Origin of the sequence: Sphingorhabdus sp. YGSMI21 (assembly GCF_002776575.1) — a bacterium.
Classification (GTDB): domain Bacteria; phylum Pseudomonadota; class Alphaproteobacteria; order Sphingomonadales; family Sphingomonadaceae; genus Parasphingorhabdus.
The window spans coordinates 633936-655574 of record NZ_CP022548.1 but is presented as its reverse complement, the minus strand read 5'-3'; the positions used below and the strand labels follow the sequence as shown (position 1 = coordinate 655574).

The following is a 21639-nucleotide window of genomic DNA, read 5'->3' as shown; positions in this document are numbered from 1 at the left end:
CCTAGCTGACAGAGGCATATGTGGAAATGGCGACCAGTCCTGCTAGCAAAAATGCGATGACCGCGAACACGATATATATCAGTATCGCCAGCATCAAGAAGGTGCCAGACTGATTGTCAAAACGCCATGCCAACCACAAGGGCCAGGGAAGCATTAAAATAGCAGCTGCGCGCTGCCCGAAAATCAGTCCGGCGAGCAGAGCTACGACTGGGATACATAATACCGCAATAATCCAGTGCCACCGCAATGGATTGAGCGGCGGCAACACTAGATTGCCCCAACAGCCTTGCCAGCCGCTTCAAACATGCCCAATATCTGGTCGACCTGCTCGCTCGTATGTTCCGCACAAAGCGAACAACGGAGCAAGGTCATATTCGCCGGCGTCGCCGGTGGTCTGGCGAGATTGACATAGAGTCCTTCAGCCAGCAGCGCCTGCCACATCATTGCGCCTTTTTCGAGATCCGGCATGATCACCGCAATAATCGCGCTCTGCGCTTCGGGCGTGCCGAGGGTGAAACCCAGATCGCGCAGGCCCTGATGGAGTTTCTTGCTGTTCTCCCAGAGATGCGCCCGCTTGTTGCCGCTGTGCATCAGCTTGCGGATCGAGGTGCTGGCCGTTGCCATAACGCTGGGCGGAAGCGAGGCGGTGAACACATAGGGACGGCAAACCAGCCGCAAGATTTCGAATTTGGGGTGGTTGGAGACGCAGAAGCCTCCGACCGTGCCGACGCTTTTGCTGAACGTGCCGATGATGAAATCAACGTCGTCGATCACGCCCTGCGCTTCGCAGACGCCGCGGCCGTTTTCGCCGATGAAGCCCATCGAGTGGGCCTCGTCGACCAGCACCATCGCGCCGTTTTCCTTGCAGATGCGGACCATTTCCTTGAGCGGTGCGACATCGCCGAGCATCGAATAGACGCCTTCAAGCACGACCAGCTTGCCGGCCTCGGCGGGCAGGCGTTTCAGCCGCTTTTCCAGCGCTTCGACATCATTGTGACGGAAAGCGACGATCTCGGCATTGCCCATCGCGCAGCCATCATAGATCGACGCATGGCTGTCGATGTCGAGAATGACATAGTCGCCCTTGCCGGCGAGCGTGGAGATGATACCGAGATTGGCCTGATAGCCGGTAGAAAAGACCATCGCGTGGTCCATGTCGTAAAATTCCTTCAGCGCATCCTCGCAATCGCGGTGCAGGCTGTAGGTCCCGTTGAGCACGCGGCTGCCGGTGGTGCCGGAGCCAAATTCTTCCAGCGCTTTCAGGCCGGCCTGACGAACGTCATCGTCAAAGGTCATGCCCATATAATTATAGGTGCCGAGGAGAATAGTTTCCTTGCCGTTGCAGACGGCGACAGTGGGCGAGATAACCTCTTCCATCACCAGCGAAAACGGGTCCTTGACGCCCGTCGCGAGGAGATTCTCACGCTCCTGGATGAGCGGGTCAAATTTACTGAGTAGATCGGTCATGCTTTACTTCCGTTAGTCCTGAGCCTGTCGAAGTACCAACCACCCGCTCGTGCGACCCCTATTCTATCTCAGGGCGAACGGGTGTCTGGCTCTAGTTTTCCATCAACTTCGCGACGGCATCGGCGAGCTGGCCGACGGTTTCGATTTCGGCCTGCATGTTCATGGTGATGATGATATCAAATTCATCCTCAACGGCAGCGACAAAGTCCATGACCGTCAGACTGTCCCATTCGAGATCACCCTGAAAGGTCGTACCGGCGGCCAGCTCCACGCCCTTATTGTTGAATGGACCGATCAGTTCGCTGATCTTGGTCATGATTTCTTCGCGATGTGCCATAATATGCTTTCAAAATTGCTATTCCCGACCTTTGCCAAGACATGCGCACCATTGGCAAGCGAATAAGGCGCAAAAGCGGCACAATGCGTGCCTTGTCTTGCCCAATCATGTGCTTTCTGCCACTCTTCTGCCTTATCGCAGTCCACCATTTGGGGAAGTAATCATGGACGAAGGCAGCAAATGGCCGGACGAAGTTGTATATGCGCTGGGAACAACCCAGCGCCATCATGTGCAATTGAGCGTTATGGCCGATAACAAGGCAAATATGCTGATCGGCGCGACCTTTGTCGTTTTCACGCTGGCTATCGGCCAGAGCCAAGCCGGGACAATTTCCCTGCCGCTGCTCATCCTCGCGATTTCGGCTTTCGGGTCCGCTGGTCTGGCGGCGCTGGCGGTGATGCCTTCGGTCAGGCCACGGAAAGACAGCTCTCCAAACATGCTGTTTTTTGGCGGTTTTTCGAAGATCAGCGAAGACGAGTTCATCGACCATCTGCTGGAAACCGAATTGCGCACCCAGGAATCAACCTATCGGGCGATGCTGCGCGATATCTACCAAATGGGGCAGATTCTGGAACACAAGAAATATCGCTTTCTCGGCTGGGCCTATCGGGTGTTTCTGATTGGTCTCACGCTGACCTTCGTCACCTATGTTTACGAACAGTTCGCCGGACCGATTTTCCAGTCCTGATTACAGCCAGTCGTTGTGGCGATACCATGTTGCGGTATCCTTCAGACCCTGGCGCGTCTCGATCTGTGCCTGCCATAATTGCGTCGGCAGACGCCTTCGCGGGTCTATCGTCCAGTCGTCATGGCAAAAATAATTGACCCGGTCTGCGGTAAGCTTGGCCTTGTCGCCGCGCGCCAGACGGTCCGCCCTGGCTGCGAAACGCAATAGGGATTTCGGTATACCGACCGTGGCGACGCGTTTGCCCATCGCCTGGCCTATCGCCTTGGCAAAACCGGCCTGCGTCCAGCCGCCCGGCTTGCCGTCATCGACCTCGAAAATCTGGGCGGTAAAATCTTCCTGTTCCGGCAACAGGGCAAGCAAAGCCTGACACAGATCATGGACGTGTATCACCGATAAAAGGCCGTTGGCATCGGGGGGCAGGGTCACGAACCCGAGGCGGGCCATTTTGAAAAGGTCGAGAAATTCACCGTCACCCGGACCATAGACCGCGGGTGGGCGAAGGATCGTCCAGTCGAGGCCGCTGGTCTTGACCAGTTTTTCGGCCTTGGCTTTGGTCTCGCCATAGATGGACAGCTGCGGCTGGGTGGCGGCGAGCGAGGACACATGGATGAAGCGTTTGGTTCCCGCCCGTTTTGCAGCCTCTATGACGGCCAGTGTTCCCGCAACATTCCCCGCTTCAAAGCCTGCCCGGTCCGGTGCGTTGACCACGCCGGCAATGTGCAAAACCATATCCGCGCCGCTGCATAATCTTGCGAGGCTTGCCTTGTCGTCCAGCGCGCCGCGCACCCAGGTGACGCCCGGACGGTCATCCTGCTTGCGCCGGGTCAGCGCGCGCGCGTCATATCCTTCCCGAACCACCAGATCGAGCATGCGGCTGCCCACAAAGCCGGTCGCGCCGGTGATCGCGACTGTCTTGCGAGCGGTGCCGGTCATCGCGACTAGACCATCACCATCTGGTTGCGATGGACCACTGCGCTGCGCGGCGCATAGCCGAGCAGGGCCTCCAGTTCCGAACTGCGGCGACCGATGATCTTGGCGCAGTCGAGTGCATTATATTCGGCCAGACCGCGGGCGATTGTCAGCCCATCCTCGTCCCTGATCTCCACCACATCGCTACGTTCGAACTGGCCATCAATCGTGATGATCCCGGCTGCCAGAAGGCTGTTGCCGGATTGCAGGGCAGCGACCGCACCGGCATCGACAGTGATCGATCCGGCCGAGGTGAGACGCCCGCCCAGCCACGCCTTGCGGGCATTGGCACCGTCGCGGGCCTTGAACAGGGTCCCGACATTGGTCAGTGCATAGCGCTCGAGCGGATGGTCCTGGCGCCCGGAGATGATCGACAGCTCGATCCCGGCAAGATTGGCAATCTTCGCCGCTTCCAGCTTGGATGTCATCCCGCCCGAACCCAGTCCGGAGGACGAGCTACCATCGGCCATCGCCATGATCGATTCATCGACCGTTTCAACCACGCCGATAAACTGTCCGTAAGCCTCGCTATCCTCCCGGCGGTCGTAAAGACCGTCGATGTCTGAGAGCAGCAAGACCCGGTCGGCCGATGCCGCCTGGCCGACCCGCGCGGCAAGCCTGTCATTGTCGCCAAAGCGGATCTCGTCGGTGGCGACGCTGTCATTTTCGTTGATCACGGCAATGGCGCGATGCTCGATCAGCTTTTCCAGCGTCGCGGTGGCGTTGAGATAGCGCTTGCGATCTTCCATGTCGTCCAGCGTGAGCAGCATCTGGGCAGCGGTGATCTGATATTCTGCCAGCAATTCCGACCACAGGCTGCTCAGCGCAATCTGTCCGACCGAGGCCGCCGCTTGTGCGTCGGACAAGCTGGAGCGGCCGCCATGTTCGAGGCCGAGCTTCCGTGCGCCGAGGGCGATCGAACCCGATGACACGATGATGAGATTGTCGCCCGCCTGATGGCGTTTGGCGATATCGGCGACCAGCGTTTGAAGCCACTCCCGCCGTGGCTTTCCGTCCTCTCCGACCAGCAGCGACGAGCCGACCTTGACGACAATCGTTTCCGGCTTTGCAGCGTTCACAACGGTGACCAGTCCTTGGGTTTATCCTCTTCATCAGAGGCTGGCGACGCCTGACCCTTGCGCTCGATCGAACTATTCTCGCCAACCGCTTCCAATATCTTGTCGAGCGCGGCATCGAGACCCTCGCCGGTCGCGCCCGATACCGGGAGTACATGTTCCGCACCGGCGGCGCGCAATTGACCGGCGATGTCGGTCATCAGTTCTTCGTCCAGCAGGTCCGCCTTGTTGAGCGCCAGGATTTGTGGCTTCTCGGCAAGGCCGCCGCCATATTTTTCCAGTTCCTTGGTGACCGTTTTCCAGGCTTTCACCGGATCATCACCGGTCGCATCGATGAGATGGAGCAAAATCTTGCACCGCTCGATATGACCGAGAAAGCGGTCGCCGATACCGGCCCCGTCGGCTGCGCCCTCAATCAGACCGGGAATATCGGCAAGCACGAATTCGCGGCTCTTGTGCCGGACCACGCCGAGTTGGGGATGGATGGTGGTGAACGGATAGGCGCCGACCTTGGCACCGGCATTGGTCACCTTGTTGATCAGGGTCGACTTGCCGGCATTGGGCAGGCCGACAAGGCCCGCGTCCGCGATCAGCTTCAGTCGCAACCAGACGGCTGCTTCCTCACCCGGTTCACCGGGCTGGTGCTGACGGGGCGCACGGTTGGTCGAGCTTTTGTAGCTGGCGTTGCCGCGGCCGCCGATCCCGCCTTCCAGAAAGGTGGCGCGCTGGCCTTCGCGGGTGAAATCGAGCAGCACATGGTCCTTGTCTTCGGACAGGATCTGGGTGCCGACGGGCACTTTGATGACCAGATCATCGCCACCCGCGCCGGTCCGGTTGCGCCCGGCGCCACCCTTGCCGCGCGGCGCTCTGAAATGCTGGGCGTAGCGGAAGTCAATCAGCGTGTTCAGACCTTCGACGGCCTCGAACACGATATCGCCGCCTTTGCCGCCATTGCCGCCATCGGGGCCGCCATATTGGATATATTTTTCACGCCGGAAACTGACAGCGCCAGGGCCGCCCTGGCCCGAGCTGACATAGATTTTGGCTTGATCGAGAAAATGCATGTTGCAGCATTTAGGGATTTGGTGCGGGAAAGGCTAGGCTTTGCTGCAATATAACGACATTGTCCTTGTCCGCTGGCTGGCCGGACAGGCTAGATGCTCAGACCCCCGTCGACCGCGAAGGCGGCTCCGGTGGCGAATTTGCTTTCATCCGAAGCAAGATAGACGATCAGATGCGCGATATCATCGGGTTCGCCCATATGACCGACCGGCTGGGCGAGCGCGAAGGATTCTTCGGTTTCGGCAGGGTTGGGCGTCCCGTCGATGACGCTGCGGACGTTGGGCGTCATGATCGTGCCAGGTAGGACCGCGTTGACCCGCACCCCGTTCTTCTCGCGCGCACAATAGAGCGCGATCGATTTGGTCAGCATCGGAATCGCGGCTTTGGCGCTGTTATAGGCGACCAGATCGGCGCTGGCGTTGATGGCTGCGGCGGAGGAAAGGTTGATGATCGACCCGCCCGTCTTGCTCATCAGCGGCAGCGCGGTCTTGCAACCGAGAAATATCGAGTCGACATCGACGGTGTAGCAGCGTTTGAAATCCTCGTAGCTGACGTCCGCTATCGAACCGAAAACCGTGACCGCGGCATTGTTGACCAGAACATCAAGCCGGCCATATTCACCCTCGACATGGGCAATGATTTCGCCCCAGCGATCCGGATTGGTAACATCCTGCTCCAGAAACTCCACCTTGTCGCCAAGCTCCGCTGCGGTTGCGGCGCCCGCTTCGGCATTGTGATCGGTGATGATCACCCGCGCTCCCTCTTCGATCAGGCGCTGTGCAGCGGCCTTGCCCAGTCCCATGGCCCCGCCTGTGAGCAATATAATCTTGTCCTGAACGCGTCCCATAAGTCTCTCCCGGTTGTCGCCCTGTCGCTAATGCGTCCAGGTGCTATTCCGCCGCTTCCATCTGGTCCATCTGCGCGACGCGCGGATCATTGGGATAGACCCACTCTTCGCCGATCACCTGCTCGACGGCGAGATGTTCCGGGACCCGGTTGAGGCCGATCATCTTGTCGCAAGTCTGGTGGAAGCTGTAGATGCGCGCTTCCTGATAGCTGAGCGGCACGCTCTTGAAACCGTCGCTTTCCATCGATTTCTGGATCATCTCGCCAAATTGCGTGTCCTCGAGGATGATAGGCGACATATCGCGACCGTTGGGCTTGCTCTCGTCCGGCACGGTCCAGAGATCCGGCGCGGGGCCATCGCCCCAGTCCATCGCCATGGTCACCAGCTCGATCCGCGTCGTATTGAGCGAAGTCGGCCAGAAAATCAGCGGCGGGACGAAATAATTGCTCAGCGGCGAAACCCAGTTGGGGAACATCGTGTAGCTTTGGGTGCAGGTCCGGCCAAATTCGCCGACCCCTTCAATCTCTTTCCAGTCCGGTGGATTATCAATGGCGCGGACATGCTCGCGGTCGGTCTGTTCCGGGGCAGGGGCGAGCATCCGGGCATGGCCATTGGGATAGATGGTGTTCACATTGCGCTTGCTGTCGACGAGCGGCGCTACCGTGTCGGGATGGATGAAGGGTACGTGATAGACCTCCATATTGGCCTCCATCGCCACCTTCCAGTTGCACTTCAGGTCGAACGAGTAGCGCGCCGCCAGCCTGATCTTGTCAAAACGGAATTCTTTCCACTCGTCCCAGACAGGTCCCAGCCACTGTTTGAGTGGCATCGCCTCTTCATCGAAATTCACGAAAATCAGATTGCCCAGCATCTCGCAGCGGACCGGAATCAGGCTGCGGCAGGACATGTCGAAATCAGGGCCGAAGTCCTGTTTTTCCGGAACGCCGACCAGGGTCCCGTCGGTCTTATAGGTCCAGTTGTGATAGCCGCACATCAGTCGCGGTGATCGGCCTTTTTCCTCGGTGACCACCGGTGCGCCGCGATGGCGGCACGTATTGTAGAAAGCGCGTATTTCACCATCCATGCCGTGGACGATGATGATCGGATCGCCGATCTGTTCCCATTTCATGAAACAGCCGGGTTCGGGGACTTCGTCAATATGACCGGCGAACAGCCAGGTCTTTTTCCACAGATGTTCCTGCTCGAGGTCGTAATATTGCTGGCTGGTATAGCGGCCAGCCGGCAAATCAGGCAGATGCGGGAAGCCCGCGGGCGGCGCGGCGCGGCTTGCTTCCCACTCCATCAGACGTTTCATCTGGTCGATATAATTCTCGCTCATCGGCATGATATCAACTCCCTAGGCAGCGGCAATCCTGACCGGTATCGCGCTCTGCATCGCCTGCCCGGTAATCGGATCGAGATGGTCATTGTCGACGATCAGCCGGTTGGTCGAGCCGCCCTTGGTCATCACGTCGCCTTTGCCGGCTTCGCTGTCGCCAAAGGCATGGCTCATCGAGATGACTCCCGGCCGGACTTTCTCATCGGCCTTGGCGAGACCGAAAATCGAGGCGGTGGGAGAGCTGATCTCGATGATCGCGCCATCTTCGATGCCTGCAGCGGCCAGATCCCCGGGGTTGAAGAAGGCCGGATTGGTCGGCATTTTTTCCACCAGTTTCGGGAAGGTGTGGCCGTTGCTGTTATAGCGATGCTTGGAGCGGCGGGAGATCAGGCGGAAATCGAAGCCGCTCTCGACCGGGTCATTGGCAGCATAGTCGAGAAGCTCGCTGGGCATGGCGCCGGCGTTGAGATCGAATTTCTCCTGCGCATCCGGATCGGCCGGGCCGACGACGGGGTGCAGTTCGTCGTATGTGATGGCCGCGCCCTTGCGCTCCAGCGCCGCCGCATCGGCCTTGGCCTTGCTGGGCTTGAGCAGCGAACCTTCGGAAATCAGGTCGAGAACGGTCGCCTTGTCAGGGCAAGTCTCCATCGACACGGAGCCACCGGGGAAGTTCATCTCGATGCCCATATGCTTGGCGAGCCACCAGAGCATCTCATATTCGTCCATCGTGTCGCCGGGCGGCGGCACCATCGCTTCGGTATAATGGCCGTAGGCTTCCTCGGTAAAGGCGTCCGAGACATTGTTGATGTCTTCGCGTTCGAGGCACATCGAGGGTGCAAGGATCATGTCGGCGCGTTTGGCGCTGGCGGACATCCACGGATCGACCTGGATGAACAATTCGCATTCATCCAGCGCGCGGCGGACTTTCTGCTGGTCCGGGAAGGCGATTTCGGGATTGCCGCCGATCGAGATCAGCGCCTTGATCTGGCCTTCGCCGGGCGTCAGGATTTCATCGGCCAGCACGTTGCACGGCATTTCCTTGCCGAGATGGCCGAGGCCGCGGATGCGTGATTTCGGAAAGCCTTCGCCAAAGGTTGGCATTTTCGGTGCAACCTGAGCCTTTTTCGGGCCGCCCATCAGCGGGTTGAAGACCATCGGAGCGGAAACCCGCTCGCCTTCCTGATTGAAGCGGGCGCAGAGAATGTTGAGCGAGGCCACCAGATATTCGGTGAGCGTGCCATTGCCGGCCATTTCTGGACCAGTGCCGGTGACGACGCGGCCCTTGTTGGCGCCGGCGAACATGCGGGCGGCGGCGATCAGCTGATCCTTGTCGACCCCTGCGCGCTTGGCGGCGACATCGGGCGTCATCGGTTTGACGGCAGCTTCCAGCTCGGCAACGCCATCGACATGGGCGGCGACGAAATTCTGGTCGTAGAGCTTCTCTTCAAAAATCACGTTGAGCATGCCGGCGAGCAGGGCAGGGTCTTCACCCGGTTTTACCGGCAGATAGATGTCGGCCAATTTGCCCATTTCGCTCACCCGCGGGTCCGCCACAATGACCTTGAGGCCGCGTTCCTTGGCATCTCTCAGGCCGCGTGATGGCGAGGATGTCGGCATGCCGCCGGAATAATGGGAGACGATCGGATTATTGCCGACAAACATCGCGACGTCGGATTCGGTGAAGGCGTTGCCGCCGCCCATCCACATGCCATAGCGCGCGGTGGTAAACACCTTGGCCGGCTGGTCGACGGTGACGCTGGTATACCAGTTGCGCGAGCCAATGCCCTGGGCGAAGGCATAGGAGGTGCCGAGTACGGCGCTGTTCTGGAAAGCGTTGGTGCCGCAATAGACCGCGATGCTGTGCGGCCCGTGTTCCTCGACCATTTTCTTCATCTGCGCGCCGGCCAGTTTGAGCGCTTCTGCGGTCGGGATATCCTTGAAACTGCCATCCGGCTGGCGGATTTTGCTGGTGATCATCCGGTCTGGAAGATTGTGCATGTCGGGCAACTGGCGCCCCTTGATGCAGGTATAGCCGTGGAACAGATGATCCTGCTTGTCGCCGCGCACGGATTTCACCTTATCGTCTTCCACCTCGACGATCATTGCGCAACTTGCGTGGCAAAAACGGCAAAAACTACGCTTGGTCTCGACAGCCATGAATCTCTCCTATTTCGGAGAAGTCTAGGCGCGACAAATGGTGCAGGCGACTGACAAAAATGCTCGTAAAACCGCTTTTCGGTCCACAGCAGAATTTCGTCCATGCGGGCCCCAGATGGGCCTGCAAATCAGCCGCTGTTGCGCAGTGCTGTCGCAATAGCGTTGAGCGACAGCTGGATGCCTTCGCCGATGCGCGGGTCGTCTTCCCCGGCGCGCAAGCGTTTCATCAGCTCGATCTGGAGATGGTTGAGCGGCTCGATATAGGGCAGGCGCAACTCGATGCTGTTGAACAGCGCCGGGCTTTTGGCCAGCAGGTGCGGCTGGTCGGTGATTTCGAGCAATATGTCGCGGGTCTGGTACCAGCTGGACCGGATGCGGCCGAAAAAGGCCTGCCCCATGTCCTTGTCCTCGACCAGCTCCGCATAGCGGGCGGCTATGCCCATGTCGGACTTGGCCAGAACCATTTCCATATTGGAGAGCGAGGCCTGGAAAAAGGGCCAGCTTTGCGCCATTTCCTTCAATTTGGCCTTGTCATCGAACGCGGTGAGCGCCTGTCCGACACCATACCAGCCGGGCAGCATGACGCGGGCCTGGGCCCAGCTGAAGACCCAGGGAATGGCGCGCAGATCTTCGATCTTGTCGCTCTTCGTCCGGCTGGCCGGGCGCGAACCGATCTTGAGTTTGGCAATTTCCGTCAGGGGGGTCATCTGCCGGAAGAAAGTCCGGAAGCTGTCGTCGCCATAGACCAGATCGCGATATTCGGTGAATGCGACCTGCGAGATTTGGTCCATTGCCTCGGCATGGTCGGCCAGCACCTTGCTATCGGTCCGGTCGGGCTCGAGCGAATTGATCAGCACGGCCGAAGTCATCGCTTCCAGATTGGCTTCCGCGACATCTTCCGTGCCATATTTGGCGGCAATCACTTCGCCTTGTTCTGTGATCCGTATACGACCGGCGACGGTACCCTTGGGCTGCGCCTTGATCGCGCCAAAGGCAGATCCGCCGCCACGACCCACGGCTCCGCCGCGTCCGTGGAAAAGCTGCATTTTGATACCGGCCTCGGCAAATATCGGGGTCAGTGCGTCGCTCGCCTTGAACAGGCTCCAGGTCGAGGTCAGATAGCCGCCATCCTTGTTGCTGTCCGAATAGCCGATCATCACTTCCTGATGACCGCGGCCCTTTGCCAGAGCGTGCATTTCGGAAAGCGCGAAGAAATCGCTCATCACCTGCGGTGCATTTTCCAGATCGGCGACGGTTTCGAATAGCGGCACCGCCATAACCGGGCAGGACGGCGATGCATTGTCCTCGGTCGGCGCGTGATAGAGGCCCGTTTCCATCAACAGGACATAGACTTCCAATATATCGGAAACGCTTTCGCCGTTGCTGATATTATAATTGGTAATGACCTCGGGGCCATATTTGCGATGCGCTTCGGCGGCGGCGCGGATGATCGACAGTTCCTTCGCGGTCTCGTCGCTATAGGTGATCCACGGGCTCGCCAGTGGCCGGTTGTTGGCCAGCTCGGCGCGCAGGCGCTTGACCCGTGCCGCCTCGTCCAGCGCTAGATAGTCATCTTCGACACCCGCCTGTTTCAGCAGTTCGGCGACCACGCGTTCGTGAACCTTGCTGTTCTGGCGCATATCGAGGGTTGCGAGGTGGAAGCCGAACAGTTCGACCGTCCGGATCAGGCGGCCCAACGCTCCGGATGTCGCGAAGACGCCCTTGCCGGCCGATTTCAGGCCTTGCGCCAGAATGACCAGTTCCTCGCGCAATTGCTGCGGATTGTCATAGGCCTCGGCGGTAATCGTCGACGCGCGGCCGGGCACATGGCCGCAAAGCTTGAGATGGGTGGCCGACAATTTTGCATAGATGCCCGACAAGGCGCGGCGATAGGGTTCGTCCTTGCGGCTCAGCGAGTCATCGCCACTGGCCTCGGCGAGTTCCAGCACCGCTTCGGGTACTTCGGCCAGTTCGGTGGAGATGGACAATTCTGCGCCCAATGTGTGCACGCACATCAGATAATAGCCGATGACGGTTTCGGCTGCCCGCGACAGAGCCTCCTCCATCGCGCCCGCGTCGACAAAGGGATTGCCATCCCGGTCGCCGCCGATCCAGCTGTTGAGTTTCAGGAAACTTGGCAAGCGCGCGCCCAGGGTCCGTTCCCATTTTGCATAGAGCCGGGGCAGGACGGGGAGGAACACGTCTTTCATATAGCTTTGCGAGATCTGCACTTCGTCGGTGACGAACAGGCGCTCGCGGCGCAGCGGGCGGGTCTGCCAGAGCAGGGCGATCTGGCGCAGGATCGCGGCGTCGAGCATGTCGCCCTGCGGGGTTTCTTCCTCTCCCTCGTCCTTCATCAGCAGCAGTTCGGCAATGCGGGATTTATGGTCGATGATGCTCTTGCGCCGTACCTCGGTCGGATGGGCGGTCAGCACCGGCGCGATCAGCGCGTCATCGAGCAGCTCCAGGATCGCGTCCCGGTCAACGCCCTCGCTGGCGAGCAATTCAATCGCCTCGACCACCGTGGCGCCTTTTTCGGCTGCCACGCCCTGCCGGTCCTCGGCAAGATTGGCGAGCAGGGAAAACAGCATGAAGCCGCGGACAAAAGCGAGTGTTTCGTCCAGTGACAGCGCGTCGAGGCCAGGATCAATCGCATCCGCATCGGCCAGCCCGCGATGGCGATCGACGCTGGTCGACCGGATATATTCGGTGCGCCGGTAGAGCTCCTCCCCGCCATAGGAACGGATGACATCACCCAGCAATTTGCCGAGATATTTGATGTCTGGATTTTGGCGGACGGTGAGGGATTGTGTCATGCCGATATGCTGCACTGCGGCAGATAATCGGTCAAGGGGTATCGATGCATCAATCGGGCAGTTTTCGCTGCTGGATCAGGGGCGGAAGCGATATCGGGAACCACAGGGCGGGCCCGGGACAGCTCAGCCAGCACGCGAGCGATGAAAGCGGCTGCACATATCATGGTTAACGAGAGGAGATATTTCCGACAAGGCGCGTATTCGCGAATTAACCAAAGCCGCCCAATAATGGGCTGGTTTCGCTGCATTTTCCGGCAATGGAGAATTTGGCCATGCAGCTGCCGCGCTCGATCGGCAAGCGCGCTGTTATCGTGGGGATAGTGCCAAGAAGTGGCAGAAATCTCTGGCTGGCGCGCTTCTGAAAGCGACCTGATCTCCGTATGCAGACTATAGGAAAAATAATTAACCAATTTCGGCTATCTTGTCCGATCAAGGAGATTTTTATGGCGCGAATTATTTATGCCGAGGATGACGAACTGGCCGCAGAGCTCGTTCGTGACACGCTGATGGATGCGGGTCATGCCGTGGGCGTGATCGGTGACGGCCTGACAGCGCTCAAGGTTGCCAAGGCGAAAAATCCCGATCTGATCATCCTCGATTGCAGCATGCCGGGAATGGGTGGCGTCGAAGTGGTTCGCCGGATTCGCAACCATCACGAACTCTTTGCCACGCCGGTGCTGATGCTGACGGGACGCTCGTCAGCCGCCGATGAACGTATCGCGCTGGAAGCGGGAGCGACCGACTATCTGAAGAAACCGTTCGATCCCGACGAACTGGTCGTCGTTGTCGAAACCATGCTGGACAATGTCCAGAAGCGCAGGGAAACGCAAAAACTGCCGATGCGTTACGTCTGAAATCAGCTGCCAGGGCCCGGCGCGGCCTAGCTTTCCAGCTCGATATCCCAATATAACCAGTCATGCCACGTATCGTGCAGGAAATTGGGCGGAAAGGCCCGGCCATGTTCCTGCAAATGCCAGCTGGTCGGCTTGATCGGCCGATTGGCAAGCTGCATATGTGCTTCCTTGGGTGTCCGGCCGCCTTTCTTGAGATTGCAGGGCAGGCAAGCGGTGGCGACATTCTCCCATGTCGTGCGGCCTTTCTGCCGGCGCGGGATAACATGATCGAAAGTCAGATTATCCGGTGATCCGCAATATTGGCACTCGAACTTGTCGCGCAGGAACAGGTTGAAACGTGTGAAGGCTGGATATTCGGACGGCTTGATATATTTCTTCAGGGCAATCACCGACGGGATTTTCATGTCGAGATTGGGGCTGTGCACTTCGCGCTCATAGCTGGAAATAATGTCCACCCGGTCGAGAAATACCGCTTTGATCGCGGTCTGCCATGGCCACAGGCTGAGCGGATAATAAGACAGAGGCGTATAGTCAGCGTTGAGGACAAGCGAGGGGCAGCTTTCCGGATGCCTTTGCAGGTCGGGGTGATACATTAGCGTCTGTCTCCCTTGTCCTTTACTGTCTGCTCTTTATGCCTAAGAACGTGACATGACTGTTACACAAAGAACATTATCCGGCTTATGACGTCAAGTGGGCAATTGAATCGACATATTGTGGTGCGTTTTGCCCCTAGCCCCAACGGATTGTTGCATTTGGGTCACGCCTATGCCGCAATGGTGGCGCATGATTTTGCCCGGTCGCGCGGAGGCCGGTTCCTGCTCCGGATCGAGGATATCGACAGCGGTCGCAGCCGACCCGAATTCGTCACGGCGATCATGGACGACCTGCGCTGGCTGGGTCTGGACTGGGACGGGGATGTTATTTTCCAGTCCCGACGACTGGAAAGCTATGCGGCGGCGGCGGCTCGGCTCAGGTCGATGGGCTTATTATATCCCTGCTTCTGCACTCGGTCGGATATGCGGAAGTTGCAGGAAGACGGTCCGCAGCCGGAAGGCCCTGACGGGCCGATCTATGCCGGAACGTGCCGGCATCTCGATCCGGAACTGGCAAGGGACCGGGCAGCGACCGAACCGCATAGCTGGCGGCTCGACGTGGCGAAGGCGGCTGCGATGACTGGGTCGCTGGAATGGGTCGACGAACGGCATGGCAATCAATCCAGCGATCCCGGACGGCTAGGCGACATAATTCTTGTGCCAAAGGACACGCCAGTGGCCTATCATCTGGCCGTGACTCTCGACGACGCGCGCGATGGCATCAGTCATGTCGTGCGCGGCGATGATCTCTTCGCATCCACCGGCATCCATCGATTGCTGCAGGCGTTATTGGATTTGCCCACCCCTATCTATTTTCACCATCCGCTTCTGCTCGATGACAAGGGTGGAAAGCTGTCGAAAAGCCGGGGTTCTGCCTCTTTGTCCGTATTGCGGACTGCGGGCGAAGACGGATATGGACTAGTGCAGGAACTCAGAGCGGGAATCTTCCCTGTTGGAATCTCCCTTTCGCAGGCTTAAGGTGAATATATGAGCTATATTTTGATATTGATGATCATCGCAGCCGCAGGCGCTGTCATTTACGCACTCGTGCGCGGGCTGATCGCCTTCGCCAATATGGAGCCGGGCGACGTCGATGCCGAAGGCGTCACTGCTTCGCACAAGAAGCAGAATGAAATGATGTTTGCCCGCGTCAAATATCAGGCGATTGCAATCGTGCTGGTGGTGATATTGCTGGCTGTGGCGGGTGGCCAGAGCTAGTTCGCTCCCCCGATGGTAAAGCTCAACAAGATTTATACGAGAACCGGCGATGACGGCACGACCGGGCTGGTCGACGGATCGCGCATTGCCAAGAACGACCCGCGCATGGCGGCAATCGGGGATGTCGACGAATTGAACAGCGCGCTCGGTGTCGCGATTTGCGAAATCACCGACGAGGGGCTGGTGCAGACATTGCGGGTGATCCAAAACGACCTGTTCGATCTGGGTGCCGATCTTGCAACGCCGGCATCCGACGGGGACGATTTCAGTCCATCGGAAATGGTGCTGAGAGTTGTTCCCTCACAGGTGGAACGGCTGGAAAAGGCAATCGACGCGGCCACTGCCGAGCTCAATCCGCTGACCAGTTTCATTTTGCCTGGTGGCAGCAAAGCCGCAGCCGCCATCCATCTCGTGCGCGCCGTCGCCCGTCGGACCGAGCGGACCTGTGTCGCAGCGGCCAGAGATATTTCGATCAACCCGCAGGCGCTGGCCTATATCAATCGTCTTTCGGACTATCTGTTCGTGCTGGGCCGGGCGCTCAACAATGGCGGCAAGGACGATATATTGTGGGTGCCGGGAGCGTCGCGCTAGCGCAAAAGCGCAACAGCTTGCGGATATTTGCAACCAACTGGCGCGAATATGCGTTGTTGACCTAATCATCGTTCGCTCTATGTTCTGGCAAGAACAGGAGCTTCCACCGGAGTAGGATTGATCGCAAGCCAACCGCAACGCCCGTTCCCGCCTTCGCCCGACGCCGAAAACGTCTCCCGATCGCGCGTGTTGCTGGAGCGATTCCGGGATGTGAGACATCATTCCCTCGGACTTGCCGAAGGGCTGAGCGATGCCGATGCAACGGCGCAGTCGATGGACGATGCGTCGCCGACAAAATGGCACCTGGCCCATGTCAGCTGGTTTTTCGAAACCTTTCTGCTGCGCGATCACGTCCCTGGCTACCGGCTTTTTGACGAAGCCTATCCCTATCTGTTCAACAGCTATTATGAAGCCGAAGGCGCACGCCACGCGCGCCCCGAGCGCGGTTTGCTGACCCGCCCGTCGCTGGCGGACGTGATTGATTATCGCCATCATGTCGACAGGGCGATGGCGGAAGCAATGGACGGCTTCTCTCCAGAATTACTCGACCTGGTCGAGCTCGGTCTGAATCACGAGCAGCAGCATCAGGAATTGTTGTTGACCGATATTCTCCATCTCTTTTCCCGCAATCCGCTGCGGCCCGCTTATTCTTCTACGGTGCCTGTTTCCGCGGCAGACCCCGGACCATTGCAATGGATCGAAGGCAAGACGGGCGTACAACAGATCGGCCATGACGGGACCGGCTTTGCCTTCGATTGCGAAGGCCCGCGCCATCAGGTGCTGCTCCATCCGCACGCGTTGGCAAATCGGCCGGTGACCAACGGCGAATGGCTCGCGTTTATCGAGGACGGCGGCTATCGCGATGCCCGCCACTGGCTCTCCGACGGCTGGGCCTGGGTGCAGGAGCAGGCAATTGAAGCGCCCTTATACTGGGTTCAGGCATCTGACGGCGAGCGGGCGGAGTTCGGACTGTCGGGCCGTCGCGCGCTCGATCTGGCAGCACCCGTAAAACATGTCAGCCACTATGAAGCGGATGCCTATGCCACCTGGGCCGGCGCCCGCTTGCCCACCGAAGCCGAATGGGAAGTGGCGGCCAATCATGGCCTTCCGCACAATGGCGCGGTGTGGGAATGGACGGGAAGCGCCTATCTGCCCTATCCCGGATTCCGGCCGGCCGATGGTGCAGTCGGCGAATATAATGGCAAGTTCATGTCGGGCCAGTCCGTTCTGAAGGGCGGCAGCATTGCCACGCCGCCCGGTCATATTCGGACCAGCTACCGGAATTTCTTCTACCCTCACCAGCGCTGGCAGTTCTGCGGATTGCGGCTCGCAAAAGACCTTTGACGTAAAGGACGACCCCCATGGACATGACCACTTCCCTCGTCGATGACAGTTTCCGCAAGGACGTCAGGCGCTGTTTCGAGAAGCAGACTTTTGCGATTCCCGCACGCTGGCTCTATGACCGGCGCGGGTCGGAATTGTTCGAGGACATTACAGAGCTTCCCGAATATTATCCTACCCGCACGGAGACCGAATTGCTCAAGGCCAATGGCCCCGCTTTTGCGGCATTCGTCGGTCAGGACCGGGCGGTGATCGAATTTGGCTCGGGCAGTTCCACCAAGACGCCCCATTTACTGAAGGCGATTGAACCTGCCGCTTATGTGCCGATCGATATTTCGGGTGAGTTTCTCGAGCATAGCGCATCGCTGCTCCAGGAGGAATTTCCCGAATTGCCGATATATGCAGTCGAAGCCGATTTCATGAAGCGGGTTGCCCTGCCCGAGGCCGTGGCCGACATGCCGAAGCTCGGCTTCTTTCCCGGTTCGACAATCGGCAATATGATTGCCCGCACCTCGGTTGATCTGCTTCGCTTCATGCGCGAGACCCTGGGCGAGGGTGCGCAGCTTTTAATCGGTTTTGACCGGATCAAGGATGTCCAGACGCTGATCGACGCCTATGATGATTCGGCCGGCGTGACGGCGCAATTTTCCCTCAATCTGCTCGACCGGATCAACCGCGAGCTGGATGGCAATATTCCTGTCGAGCAATTCCGCCACAGGGCCGTCTGGAACGATCTCTATGCGCGGATCGAAATCTATCTGGAGGCGCAGGCCGACGTCGAGTTTTCAATCGATGGCCATGGCTATGCGCTCCGCAAGGAACAGAAAATCCATATCGAGAACAGCCACAAATATGGCTTGCGCGATGCCCGGCTGATGCTGCGGGCCGGCGGCTGGACGCCGTTGCAAGAATGGAGCGACGAAAAGGACTATTTCACGCTCATGCTGGTGGAAGCGCATCCGCTCAAACACGCGCCTTAGGATTATTCGGCAGGCGCAGCGGTCTCTTCGAGAATGCGGTAGTTCGCGCGCCAGATCGTGATCCATGCATAGGCGCCGCGACATTCCGGCATCGCGCTGGCGTCGATCATGCGGAACATGTCTCCGTCCCAGATATAATTTTCAGCGCTGCCGCAATCGCCGAGCCCGCGGCCCTTGCCATAACTGCTGAGCTTCTGGTCCAGTTCGTCCCAGCCTGCATTGACCAGCAAGGGGTCGGTGCCTTCGCCGCCCCAGCTGGGCTGGCGGTCAAATCGGGCCGGAGTGAATGTCCAGCCGCTGGTGGCGTGGGGATTTTCGACATATTCCCCGATATAGGGCGCGCTGGAGAAATTATAGGCACCCGAGCCACAGGATATCAATACCAGTGCGCGGAACCGGTTGCCGCGCTTGCCCAGAGGAAAGATTTGATCCTCCACCAGCCCGTAACGTTCGTCCTTGCATCTGGACTTTTCGACCAGAGCCACGATATCGCCGGTTTCCGGGGCCAGCGTGGAGGCCTTCCACCGGTCGACCAAGATGGTCGGAACTTCGATATTCGCAGGTCGAAACGCGCGCGTGCCCTTGGCGACCAGTGCTGTACCGGTTCCGGCGCGCTGCTGTTTCTCGTCGATATAGCGCAGGGCTGCCGACGAGCCGGCCAGCGAAATCTGGGTGATATTCTCGCCGCCAGGCCCTTCGATGACAAGATCTTTGCCATTGATGATCGCCTTTGCCACTTTTTCGGCATCCGTACCGACAATTTCTATTGGATAGTCGCCCTGGACAATCGCCCCGGTATCGACCAGCTTTCCGTCAATGATCATCCGGTAACGGTCCATGTCTCCGGGCTGAAACAAAACGCGGATCTTGAAAATATCGTCACTGCCCGCGGTCCGGACGATCGAGATCGGGCCATCCCAGTCGTCAAAACCGGCGCCGCCCTCATCTGGGACCAGTGAAACAGCCTGACAATTGCCGTTATTGTCACAACCGACGCTCCAGTCCCGGAAGGTCCGGATTTCACCCGGTTGCACTGGCGGATGTACGGGCGGCTGGGCCGCGGCAGCGGCGAGAGTGGCGAAGATTCCAACGATGAAACTGATAGGGGACATAATTGCAATCTAGCCAGTTTGGCCGACAATCGCTAGTGGCTTGTTCAAACACATCGAACAGCATGAAGGGCATGATATGAAAGCAATTGGTATTATCGGATCGGGACAAATGGGCGCCGGTATCGCGCAGGTTTCGGCTCAGGCAGGCTATCATGTCTATCTGTCGGATGTCAGCATGGAGATTGCCGAACGGAGCAAGGCCGGTATTGCCAAGCAACTGGCACGGCTGGTGGACAAGGAAAAGATCGAGCAGCAGGCCGCTGAAACGGCGCTGGGTCGTATCGAGCCCATCGTCCAGCTTGACCCGATGGCCAATGCCGACATCATCATTGAAGCCGCCACCGAGCGCGAGGAAATCAAGCGCCAGATTTTTGCAGCAGCGTCGGAAGTTCTGGGCCATCAGGCGATATTGGCGAGCAATACCTCATCGATTTCGATCACCCGGCTGGCGCAGTCGGTGAAAGACCCGTCGCGCTTTGTCGGCGTGCATTTCTTCAATCCGGTGCCGTTGATGGGGCTGGTCGAAGTCATCCGCGGGCTTGCAACCAGCGACCAGACGGCAGCCATGGCGAGTGATTTTGCCAAGGCCGTTGGCAAGACCCCGGTCATGGCCAAGGATTCGCCCTGTTTCGTCGTCAACCGCATCCTGCTGCCGATGCTCAACGAGGCCTTCTTCGCGCTCGGCGAAGGCACGGCGTCGATGGAAGATATCGACCGCGGCGTGCAGCTTGGTCTCGGCCACCCGATGGGGCCGATCACTCTGGCAGATCTGATCGGGCTGGACACGTTGCTGGAGATACTGCGCGTGCTGCAGAATGACTTTGGCGACCCGAAATATCGCCCCGCGCCAATTCTGACGAAATATGTCGAAGCCGGCTGGCTGGGCCGCAAGACGGGCAAGGGATTTTACGACTATTCGGGCGAAGTGCCGGTTCCGACGATGTAGGAGGAATGTGGTCAATTCCGGGTTGTCGGAATCAGACAAGGATGGAGAATTCGCCCGGCGACAAGATCAGGGCGAACGGACAGGAAGAGGATAGTTTGTGACCGACGACATCAGAGATTTTGAAATCGATATCCCGAAGACGGCACTGGACGATCTCGACATAAGGTTGCGGCATGTACGCTGGCCCGATCCGGAGCCGGTTGATGACTGGTCGCAGGGCATCCCGCTCGACTATGTGAAAACCGTCGTCGAACATTGGCGGACCAGCTACGACTGGCGGCGCTGCGAGCAGGAACTCAATCAATATAACCACTATCTAACCGAGATTGACGGCGTTGATATTCACTTCATGCATATACGCTCGCCGGAGCCTGACGCGCGGCCTTTGTTGATGACGCATGGCTGGCCGGGTTCGATTGTCGAGTTCATGGAGGTGATCGGTCCTTTGACCGATCCGGTGGCGCATGGCGGGGAGGCGAAAGATGCCTATCATCTGGTGATGCCATCGCTGCCCGGATATGGTTTTTCCGGCAAGCCAACCACGATCGGATGGGGGCTGGAAAAAATCGCGCAGGCGTGGGACAGCCTGATGACCCGCCTCGGCTATGACCGCTATTTCGCCCAGGGCGGCGACTGGGGCGGTATGGTGACCTCGGTGATCGGCGCACAAAATCTCGGCCATTGTGCCGGCGTGCATGTCAATCTGGTGGTCGTTGGACCACCGTCGGACGAGATGATGGCCAGCCTGACCCCCGAAGAGCAGGCGTCGCTGGCCCATTTTGCGGTCTATCAGGAGCAGGGGGCCGGCTATGCGGAAATCCAGCGGACCCGGCCGCAGACCCTGGGCTATGGCCTGGCCGATTCCCCGGTCGGTCAGATGGCCTGGATCATGGAGAAATTCCAGGGCTGGGCAGAGGATGCCAAGGCGCCGGACGAGAATTTCGACTGCGACCGTCTGCTCGACAATGTGATGATCTACTGGCTCAATAATGCGGGCGCTTCCTCGGCGCGCCTGTACCGTGAAAGCTTCGGCGCGCCCAATGTCGATCCGGTCACCATCCCCTCCGGTTGCAGCATTTTCCCGCACGAAATCATCACCCCTTCGCGCCGCTGGGCGGAGCAACGATTCCGGAACTTGCGCTATTGGGGAGAGCCCGAGAAGGGCGGCCATTTCGCGGCGATGGAAGTGCCGGAACTGTTCGTGCAGGAAGTGCGCAGCTGTTTTGCCGGGATGGAGCTCTAGCGG

The 21639-nt window shown here is 59.0% G+C and carries 21 protein-coding genes; 9 read left to right on the top strand and 12 right to left on the bottom strand.

Annotated elements, in window-relative coordinates:
- Position 1 precedes the first annotated feature (1 nt).
- The 3 genes from CHN51_RS03030 to CHN51_RS03020 form a co-directional block, all read right to left on the bottom strand.
- Positions 2-268: a hypothetical protein gene (locus CHN51_RS03030; protein ID WP_123906222.1), complete on the bottom strand. Its 267-nt coding sequence runs from the start codon at positions 266-268 to the stop codon at positions 2-4.
- The gene (locus CHN51_RS03025; protein ID WP_100092692.1) at positions 268-1467 is read right to left on the bottom strand and encodes an aminotransferase class I/II-fold pyridoxal phosphate-dependent enzyme; all 1200 of its coding nucleotides are present in this window, start codon (positions 1465-1467) and stop codon (positions 268-270) included. Before CHN51_RS03025 ends, CHN51_RS03030 begins: the two co-directional genes overlap by 1 nt.
- Before the next feature lie 91 nt (positions 1468-1558).
- Complete coding sequence (locus CHN51_RS03020) at positions 1559-1804, bottom strand: acyl carrier protein (RefSeq protein ID WP_100092691.1); 246 nt, start codon at positions 1802-1804, stop codon at positions 1559-1561.
- Positions 1805-1967: 163 nt separating this feature from the next.
- Between CHN51_RS03020 and CHN51_RS03015 the strand changes: the two genes are divergently transcribed.
- Entirely contained in the window at positions 1968-2492 is a 525-nt protein-coding gene (locus tag CHN51_RS03015; protein WP_240616846.1) for a Pycsar system effector family protein, read from the top strand.
- On the opposite strand, the gene CHN51_RS03010 is transcribed toward CHN51_RS03015, so the two are convergent.
- From CHN51_RS03010 to ppc, 7 genes are all read right to left on the bottom strand, one after another.
- Positions 2493-3425 carry an NAD-dependent epimerase/dehydratase family protein gene (locus tag CHN51_RS03010; RefSeq protein WP_100092690.1) on the bottom strand — a complete coding sequence of 311 codons (933 nt, stop codon included), beginning with the start codon at positions 3423-3425 and terminating at the stop codon, positions 2493-2495.
- A gap of 5 nt (positions 3426-3430) precedes the next feature.
- On the bottom strand, positions 3431-4540 hold the full coding sequence (gene proB, locus CHN51_RS03005) for a glutamate 5-kinase (protein WP_240616845.1): 1110 nt from the start codon (positions 4538-4540) through the stop codon (positions 3431-3433).
- Positions 4537-5601, bottom strand: coding sequence for a GTPase ObgE (gene obgE / locus CHN51_RS03000; RefSeq protein WP_100092688.1), 1065 nt, complete (start codon positions 5599-5601; stop codon positions 4537-4539). Before obgE ends, proB begins: the two co-directional genes overlap by 4 nt.
- Before the next feature lie 89 nt (positions 5602-5690).
- Positions 5691-6446, bottom strand: coding sequence for a glucose 1-dehydrogenase (locus tag CHN51_RS02995; RefSeq protein WP_100092687.1), 756 nt, complete (start codon positions 6444-6446; stop codon positions 5691-5693).
- A gap of 43 nt (positions 6447-6489) precedes the next feature.
- On the bottom strand, positions 6490-7785 hold the full coding sequence (locus CHN51_RS02990; protein ID WP_100095397.1) for an SRPBCC family protein: 1296 nt from the start codon (positions 7783-7785) through the stop codon (positions 6490-6492).
- Between the two features lie 18 nt (positions 7786-7803).
- Positions 7804-9942 carry a molybdopterin-dependent oxidoreductase gene (locus CHN51_RS02985; RefSeq protein ID WP_100092686.1) on the bottom strand — a complete coding sequence of 713 codons (2139 nt, stop codon included), beginning with the start codon at positions 9940-9942 and terminating at the stop codon, positions 7804-7806.
- Positions 9943-10070: 128 nt separating this feature from the next.
- On the bottom strand, positions 10071-12758 hold the full coding sequence (ppc, locus tag CHN51_RS02980; RefSeq protein WP_100092685.1) for a phosphoenolpyruvate carboxylase: 2688 nt from the start codon (positions 12756-12758) through the stop codon (positions 10071-10073).
- Positions 12759-13201: 443 nt separating this feature from the next.
- On the opposite strand from ppc, the gene CHN51_RS02975 reads away from it, so the two are divergent.
- A complete protein-coding gene (locus CHN51_RS02975; RefSeq protein WP_100092684.1) occupies positions 13202-13612 on the top strand; it encodes a response regulator in 411 nt (136 codons plus the stop codon).
- 26 nt (positions 13613-13638) lie between these two features.
- Here the strand turns inward: CHN51_RS02975 and CHN51_RS02970 are convergent, their stop codons facing one another.
- Complete coding sequence (locus CHN51_RS02970; RefSeq protein ID WP_067197854.1) at positions 13639-14205, bottom strand: HNH endonuclease; 567 nt, start codon at positions 14203-14205, stop codon at positions 13639-13641.
- Between the two features lie 87 nt (positions 14206-14292).
- Here CHN51_RS02970 and gluQRS point away from each other — a divergent pair, with 87 nt between their 5' ends.
- The 5 genes from gluQRS (at position 14293) to egtD (ending at position 18335) form a co-directional block, all read left to right on the top strand.
- Positions 14293-15183 carry a tRNA glutamyl-Q(34) synthetase GluQRS gene (gluQRS, locus tag CHN51_RS02965; protein WP_100092683.1) on the top strand — a complete coding sequence of 297 codons (891 nt, stop codon included), beginning with the start codon at positions 14293-14295 and terminating at the stop codon, positions 15181-15183.
- A 9-nt stretch (positions 15184-15192) separates the two neighbouring features.
- On the top strand, positions 15193-15423 hold the full coding sequence (locus CHN51_RS02960) for an HIG1 domain-containing protein (protein WP_100092682.1): 231 nt from the start codon (positions 15193-15195) through the stop codon (positions 15421-15423).
- A gap of 12 nt (positions 15424-15435) precedes the next feature.
- The gene (locus CHN51_RS02955; protein ID WP_100092681.1) at positions 15436-16014 is read left to right on the top strand and encodes a cob(I)yrinic acid a,c-diamide adenosyltransferase; all 579 of its coding nucleotides are present in this window, start codon (positions 15436-15438) and stop codon (positions 16012-16014) included.
- Positions 16015-16200: 186 nt separating this feature from the next.
- A complete protein-coding gene (gene egtB, locus CHN51_RS02950; protein WP_100095396.1) occupies positions 16201-17358 on the top strand; it encodes an ergothioneine biosynthesis protein EgtB in 1158 nt (385 codons plus the stop codon).
- A gap of 23 nt (positions 17359-17381) precedes the next feature.
- Positions 17382-18335: an L-histidine N(alpha)-methyltransferase gene (egtD, locus tag CHN51_RS02945; protein ID WP_240616935.1), complete on the top strand. Its 954-nt coding sequence runs from the start codon at positions 17382-17384 to the stop codon at positions 18333-18335.
- A gap of 2 nt (positions 18336-18337) precedes the next feature.
- On the opposite strand, the gene CHN51_RS02940 is transcribed toward egtD, so the two are convergent.
- Positions 18338-19447: a DUF1176 domain-containing protein gene (locus CHN51_RS02940; protein WP_100092679.1), complete on the bottom strand. Its 1110-nt coding sequence runs from the start codon at positions 19445-19447 to the stop codon at positions 18338-18340.
- Between the two features lie 76 nt (positions 19448-19523).
- On the opposite strand from CHN51_RS02940, the gene CHN51_RS02935 reads away from it, so the two are divergent.
- Together CHN51_RS02935 and CHN51_RS02930 are read left to right on the top strand one after the other, a co-directional pair.
- Entirely contained in the window at positions 19524-20393 is an 870-nt protein-coding gene (locus CHN51_RS02935; protein ID WP_100095395.1) for a 3-hydroxyacyl-CoA dehydrogenase NAD-binding domain-containing protein, read from the top strand.
- A 97-nt stretch (positions 20394-20490) separates the two neighbouring features.
- On the top strand, positions 20491-21636 hold the full coding sequence (locus tag CHN51_RS02930; RefSeq protein WP_100092678.1) for an epoxide hydrolase family protein: 1146 nt from the start codon (positions 20491-20493) through the stop codon (positions 21634-21636).
- Positions 21637-21639 lie beyond the last annotated feature (3 nt).

Bases quoted from the DNA above. Each gene is read 5' to 3' on its own strand.
- CHN51_RS02970 (WP_067197854.1), bottom strand. From the start codon at position 14,205: ATGTATCACCCCGACCTGCAAAGGCATCCGGAAAGCTGCCCCTCGCTT.
- CHN51_RS02960 (WP_100092682.1), top strand. From the start codon at position 15,193: ATGAGCTATATTTTGATATTGATGATCATCGCAGCCGCAGGCGCTGTC.
- CHN51_RS02955 (WP_100092681.1), top strand. From the start codon at position 15,436: ATGGTAAAGCTCAACAAGATTTATACGAGAACCGGCGATGACGGCACG.
- CHN51_RS03020 (WP_100092691.1), bottom strand. From the start codon at position 1,804: ATGGCACATCGCGAAGAAATCATGACCAAGATCAGCGAACTGATCGGT.
- CHN51_RS03010 (WP_100092690.1), bottom strand. From the start codon at position 3,425: ATGACCGGCACCGCTCGCAAGACAGTCGCGATCACCGGCGCGACCGGC.
- CHN51_RS02935 (WP_100095395.1), top strand. From the start codon at position 19,524: ATGAAAGCAATTGGTATTATCGGATCGGGACAAATGGGCGCCGGTATC.
- CHN51_RS02975 (WP_100092684.1), top strand. From the start codon at position 13,202: ATGGCGCGAATTATTTATGCCGAGGATGACGAACTGGCCGCAGAGCTC.
- gluQRS (WP_100092683.1), top strand. From the start codon at position 14,293: ATGACGTCAAGTGGGCAATTGAATCGACATATTGTGGTGCGTTTTGCC.
- egtD (WP_240616935.1), top strand. From the start codon at position 17,382: ATGACCACTTCCCTCGTCGATGACAGTTTCCGCAAGGACGTCAGGCGC.
- CHN51_RS02995 (WP_100092687.1), bottom strand. From the start codon at position 6,446: ATGGGACGCGTTCAGGACAAGATTATATTGCTCACAGGCGGGGCCATG.
- CHN51_RS02985 (WP_100092686.1), bottom strand. From the start codon at position 9,942: ATGGCTGTCGAGACCAAGCGTAGTTTTTGCCGTTTTTGCCACGCAAGT.
- CHN51_RS02940 (WP_100092679.1), bottom strand. From the start codon at position 19,447: ATGTCCCCTATCAGTTTCATCGTTGGAATCTTCGCCACTCTCGCCGCT.
- CHN51_RS02990 (WP_100095397.1), bottom strand. From the start codon at position 7,785: ATGAGCGAGAATTATATCGACCAGATGAAACGTCTGATGGAGTGGGAA.
- CHN51_RS03025 (WP_100092692.1), bottom strand. From the start codon at position 1,467: ATGACCGATCTACTCAGTAAATTTGACCCGCTCATCCAGGAGCGTGAG.
- ppc (WP_100092685.1), bottom strand. From the start codon at position 12,758: ATGACACAATCCCTCACCGTCCGCCAAAATCCAGACATCAAATATCTC.
- CHN51_RS03015 (WP_240616846.1), top strand. From the start codon at position 1,968: ATGGACGAAGGCAGCAAATGGCCGGACGAAGTTGTATATGCGCTGGGA.
- obgE (WP_100092688.1), bottom strand. From the start codon at position 5,601: ATGCATTTTCTCGATCAAGCCAAAATCTATGTCAGCTCGGGCCAGGGC.